5 protein-coding genes are annotated in these 5,008 nt (G+C 55.2%); 3 read left to right on the top strand and 2 right to left on the bottom strand.

The genetic code is table 11. From position 1 onward, the window contains the following. The 3 genes from QFX31_RS08745 to QFX31_RS08735 all read left to right on the top strand — a co-directional run. Window positions 1–341, top strand: a 341-nt coding sequence (locus QFX31_RS08745; protein ID WP_348531721.1) for a transposase, incomplete at its 5' end; no start/stop codon positions are given. Continuing rightward, on the top strand, window positions 335–1,795 hold the full coding sequence (locus QFX31_RS08740) for a hypothetical protein (protein ID WP_348531720.1): 1,461 nt from the start codon (window positions 335–337) through the stop codon (window positions 1,793–1,795). The genes QFX31_RS08745 and QFX31_RS08740, both read left to right, overlap by 7 nt. A 172-nt stretch (window positions 1,796–1,967) precedes the next feature. Continuing rightward, window positions 1,968–3,221 carry a methanogenesis marker 16 metalloprotein gene (locus tag QFX31_RS08735; RefSeq protein ID WP_348531719.1) on the top strand — a complete coding sequence of 418 codons (1,254 nt, stop codon included), beginning with the start codon at window positions 1,968–1,970 and terminating at the stop codon, window positions 3,219–3,221. On the opposite strand, the gene comE is transcribed toward QFX31_RS08735, so the two are convergent. Both comE and comD read right to left on the bottom strand, forming a co-directional pair. Beyond that, window positions 3,184–3,747, bottom strand: coding sequence for a sulfopyruvate decarboxylase subunit beta (comE, locus tag QFX31_RS08730; protein ID WP_348531718.1), 564 nt, complete (start codon window positions 3,745–3,747; stop codon window positions 3,184–3,186). The genes QFX31_RS08735 and comE overlap by 38 nt on opposite strands. Then, complete coding sequence (gene comD, locus QFX31_RS08725) at window positions 3,744–4,253, bottom strand: sulfopyruvate decarboxylase subunit alpha (RefSeq protein ID WP_348531717.1); 510 nt, start codon at window positions 4,251–4,253, stop codon at window positions 3,744–3,746. Before comD ends, comE begins: the two co-directional genes overlap by 4 nt. Window positions 4,254–5,008 lie beyond the last annotated feature (755 nt).

Genomic DNA, 5,008 nt, shown 5'->3' with positions numbered 1-5,008 from the left:
AGAAGATCATCGTCGTCCAGGACAACCTCAATACTCACACCATGGGCTCATTCTACGACGCAATGCCTCCAGATGACGCTTTCAAGCTCGCAAAAAGGTTCGAGTTCCATTACACTCCCAAAAAGGGTAGCTGGCTCAACATGGCTGAGATAGAGCTCTCGGCACTATCAAAACAGTGTTTGGACCGAAGAATACCTGACATCAACAAACTGAGAGACGAAATCAGTATCTGGCAACGGGAACGAAATGCGATCCGCGCAACTGTTTGCTGGAAGTTCAGCAAAGACAACGCCAGAGCAAAACTCAAAAGACACTACAATATGGTTAAAAATAAATGTTAAAGAGCACTAGAGGGAACTACTACAGCGATAATCCCTGCACAGACTCGAACCGCGATGGGATCTGCGACTCTCCGTATGCCATTCCAGGAGGGGACAGCGTTGACAGATATCCGCTTGCATCGCCTGGTGTCATAGTGATAGAGGAGCGAGCGCCGGAGGAGCCAGTGGAGGGTAGTGGATCTGCCACCATTTCGGGCAGCCAGTCCGGATCAGTATCTTTTGGCGGTGCTGCTGTCCAGATACCCGCAGGATCCGTCCCGCCAAACGTGGATGGCACTCCGGGAACGATGGTCGTCAGCATAGAGAAGACAGATATGAGGCCGGAGCTGGCTGATGGTCTGTCTCCTGCCGGCGAGGTGTATCAGCTTGGGCCTGAGGGCACGGTATTCGAGAGGCCTGTGCAGATCACCCTGAGGATTCCGGAGGGGGTCGATCCGAACACAATCATAGGAGTGACGACCTTCAACGACACCTCCGGAAAATGGGAGCTGATACCGGGCACGGTGGACTCAGATGCGAGAACTGTGACGGTATTCACCGATCACTTCTCCCCCTACGCTCTGGTCAGCGGAGCCGATGAATGGATGAGGAGAAATGGCGGCTGGATCGAGGTCATCAATACACACCGCTACAACACTGTATCTTACAGTCCATGCGATGGCGAGGAGGGCTGCAGGCGTCTTCCGACACATACAGAGCACGGCATATGCATACAGAACGCCGTCTTCAGAGATCCATCTGTTGCATACTCCTGGACACCTCCGGGCAACTGGCTTATACTGGCGCACGATGTGATGCCATCAAGCACTGCAAGCGAGACCAGGACACGCTTCTGGGTGCCTGCCGGCACGTACACTCTGACCGAGTTCCTCTATGTATCAGAGGTCAATCCCGGGGATCCTATGTACGTTCCGTGCCATCATGCCAAGTCGAAGCAGACGAAGGTTTACCAGGTAAACCCGGGGGACACTCTGCGGTTCGACCATCTGGATGAATCGTCGCTCCAGGGCGCCCCATGCTTCCTGGGCGGGTATCCATGCAGGTCGGCTGTTGCCGCTGCTGCAAGGACCGGAAGAACCACATCGGTCCACACAGGCGATGTGCAGGTCACCCTGACGTGGTATGCGAACGCGGATATAGACCTCTACGTGGAGGACCCGAATGGAGATCTGGTCTACTACGACAACACCCAAGTTCCGTCGGGAGGGCAGCTGGATCGCGACAACATGTGCTCCAACTTCGAGATGGGCAAGCCTGAGAACATATTCTGGCCGACCGGCAGCGCGCCGCCTGGTGTTTATAAGGTCAGTGTGAACTACTTCCAAGACTGCGGCGGAGTCGGTGCGGTGAGATGGACAGTGCGCACAGTGGTCGGAGGGGATGTGAAGACATACACGGGAGTCCTGAACAGCGTGGGAGAGACACAGGAGGTCACGACCTTCGAGATTCGATAGATCCGCCACTACTGGTATACGGCGATGCTCCGCCCCTGCAGAGGCGGAGCATTATTTATCATGGAGATGCTTTTTTAGATCGACACCCCTGAAGGCTCTGTTGTTCTGCGCATGTGAAATGCCATCCGCCTCAGATGAGGGATGATGAGCATCAACGAAGTGTGGAGGCGCTATGAGGAGATCGATTGTAGAGATAGAGGAGCGGATACGCAGGGGAGAGGCGACGGTGCTCACCGCCGAGGAGGTGAGGGCTCTTGTGGATGAGGGCGCGGTCACCGAGCTTCAGGATGTCGATGTGGTCACAACAGCCACGAGAGCCGTCATGAGCGGGACGTATGCCGTGTTCTCATTCAGATTAGCGGAAAGGGGTTCATTCAGTCGCGCGGTGAGCGCGCGGATCAATGGCGTGCCGGCGCATGTGGGGCCGTGTCCGAACGAGAGGCTGGGGCATGTGGATCTCATCGTCTTCGGGACCGCTCACAGGGACGAGAGGTACGGCGGTGGCCATCTGTTCAGGGATCTTGTCGCGAGAAAAAGCGTTTGCGTGGATGTTGAGACATCAGATGGGCGCTGCATATCGAGAGATATCACCCTCGATGAGATACCGCATGCCAGGCTCTTCGGCACGAGGCACGCTTTCATGAACTACTCCGCGTTCGTGAACACAGGTGACGCCCAGAGCACGATATTCCATGCGATCCCGTTTCCTCCGGCCATGAGCGGTGCATCATTCTCAGGCTGTGGCATTCTGAACCCCCTCAAGAACGATCCACTTCTCGAGACCATAGGCGTCGGTACGCGCGTTCTCATAAACGGGGCTGAGGGTTTCGTTATCGGGACGGGAACAAGAAGCACTCCGGAGAGGCCGAATCTGTCCGGGTTCGCTGACATGCATCAGATGATACCTGAGTTCATGGGCGGATTCGTGACCTCCGCAGGCCCGGAGTGCATAACCTCATGGGCTGTGCCGGTTCCTGTTCTGAGCAGGTATGTTCTCGATGCTGTTTTGCTTCCTGAGAAATCCATCCCGATGCCGGTGATGGACATCAGCACACGATCTCCTCTGTGGGTTGCGGATTACGCGCAGGTCTGGCAGGATGTGGATCTGGCGGTTCGTGTTCGATCGGATTCATGCAGGGATTGCAGGGACTGCATAGCAGAGATCAGCTGCCCGATGGGCGCGATTAAAAGACCGGTGCGCATAGACAGGAGCCTGTGCTTCAACTGCGGGCTCTGCTCGGTGCTCTGCCCGGACGTCTTCCGCGCGCGTCTGGGCTCGATAAGATCTCCGGATGGTCTTGGCGTTCCAGTGACGCTGAGACAGTCAGACCGCCTCCGCGCCATGAAGCTGGCGAGGATTCTGAAAAAGAGGATACTCGATGGGAGCTTCAGGATCTCCGCATGCGTTGAGAGGCTCTCCCCATGAACCTGCTCAGGATCTCCTGGGGGGATAGAGGAATCACAGGGACGTCTGCGTTTCCTTGCTCAACAATGACCACAACCACGCCGCTCCCCGAGAGGCTCATCCTGAGCGCCTCCTCGTCGGAGACAACCCTCACATCCCTCACACCTGCCCCCCGCGCTACAGCGGCCAGATCTGTGCATCTGGAGGTGCATGTCGGCTGGCAGCCCGTTGAACCATACACACGGTTATCGAGCACGACGAGAAGGTAATTGGATGATGCAAAGCTCGCGATGGTCGCAAGCGTGCCGAGGTTCATCAGCACAGAGCCATCACCATCGATCGCGATCACCCTCCTATCCTGAAGCGCCAGCGACAGACCGAGAGCGATCGAAGAGGCCAGGCCCATAGATCCGAGCATGTAGAAGTTCTCCGGCCTGTCTCTGACGAAGAAGAGCTCCCTGCTCGGATAACCCAGGTTGCAGACAACGAGAGCATCCGATCTCTCTGCTGCTTCTGCCACGATCGCTATCGCATCTATCCTTCTCATCTGCCCTCCCAGAACTGTATGTCAAGCAGAACCGCGACAGGGCGCCTTTCATTCGCTGCAAGATTCCACGCGTCCTTTACAATCTCCTCTGCCTCATGTGGTCGGGGGCGGAAGAATTTGATGCCCATAGCGTTCAGCAGCGGCTCTGTCAGTCGCCCCATGGGGATCTGGCCCACGAGACGCTCCCCAGGAGTACCGCGATGGCTTATTACCATGAGCAGCGGTATCCCGTAGAGCATGTTCAGGGATGCCAGGGCGTTTATGCTGTTTCCAAGACCTGAGTTCTGCATCGCAATCGCCGGCCTCCTGCCGCCCATGTATGCACCTGCGCACACACCTATGCCCTCCTCCTCTCTTGTGACGGGTATGTGAATGATATCCGGATCAGAGGATAGAAGGCACAGAAGCTCCTGGAGGTTCACACATGGAACGGAGACGACAAGGTCTATGCCGGCGCCTTTTATGCCTCTGTAGACCAGCTCGCTTGGCCTGAGTTCGGTGGACATGATAGAACCTCCTGGGGGTGTAGGGGTAGCGGAAACCCGCCATTCAGGGGGGAGCGTACCCCACACAGAAACAAATATATCTCTATTCCTACTATTTTCTCCTGAGATGCCTTCTGACTCCAGAAAACTTCTCGATAGATCTGGAGGGAAGGTACTAGAAGACCCTTCCTCTACCTGTGGCATCAACCCGTGAACTCCTGGGTGAGATCGGGAACTTTCCGAAACATATGACGTGCTCATCTGCCGGCTCATGCGCGAGGCCGGTTATCTGGATGAGGAGGGGAATCTCGTCAAGCGATCATAGGCGCGGAGCGATCCAAGCAGATGATGGGGGAGGAGAAGGCCAAATATCCTGAGCATAACAGATTCGCTCTTGTGTGTTCAGCAACTTGGAGGTCAAGCAAGCAGGTTGCTGAAGGCATGTATTCATTTTCCAAGAATGCATAGCAGGACCAGTGCCTCTCTGGTTGGGTCATCTATGGATAATAGCGAGATCATTATGTGACTCAAACACAAACGGGAGGGCCACAATGAACCGAAGACATATGCTCAGTCTCATTCTCGAAGATGTTGAAAGAAACGCCTCAAAAACATATAATAAAAATTTTCCATATGACTCCGATTATAGCCTGCATTTCGCATTAACATTCATTTTCCGAACAATTTTCTCTGCATGGCCTGCGGCAAACATTTTTAGCCGGCTCACAGGTTTGGAGAGAGGAGCAGCTTAGATGGAGACAGACACGCGATCAATG

This window comes from Methanothrix sp. (assembly GCF_030055635.1).
Lineage (GTDB): Archaea > Halobacteriota > Methanosarcinia > Methanotrichales > Methanotrichaceae > Methanothrix_B.
This window is presented reverse-complemented; position numbering and strand designations above follow the sequence as displayed.

Coding starts and splice junctions, on each gene's coding strand:
- QFX31_RS08740 (WP_348531720.1), top strand. CDS start 335: ATGTTAAAGAGCACTAGAGGGAACTACTACAGCGATAATCCCTGCACA.
- QFX31_RS08735 (WP_348531719.1), top strand. CDS start 1,968: ATGAGGAGATCGATTGTAGAGATAGAGGAGCGGATACGCAGGGGAGAG.
- comE (WP_348531718.1), bottom strand. CDS start 3,747: ATGAGAAGGATAGATGCGATAGCGATCGTGGCAGAAGCAGCAGAGAGA.
- comD (WP_348531717.1), bottom strand. CDS start 4,253: ATGTCCACCGAACTCAGGCCAAGCGAGCTGGTCTACAGAGGCATAAAA.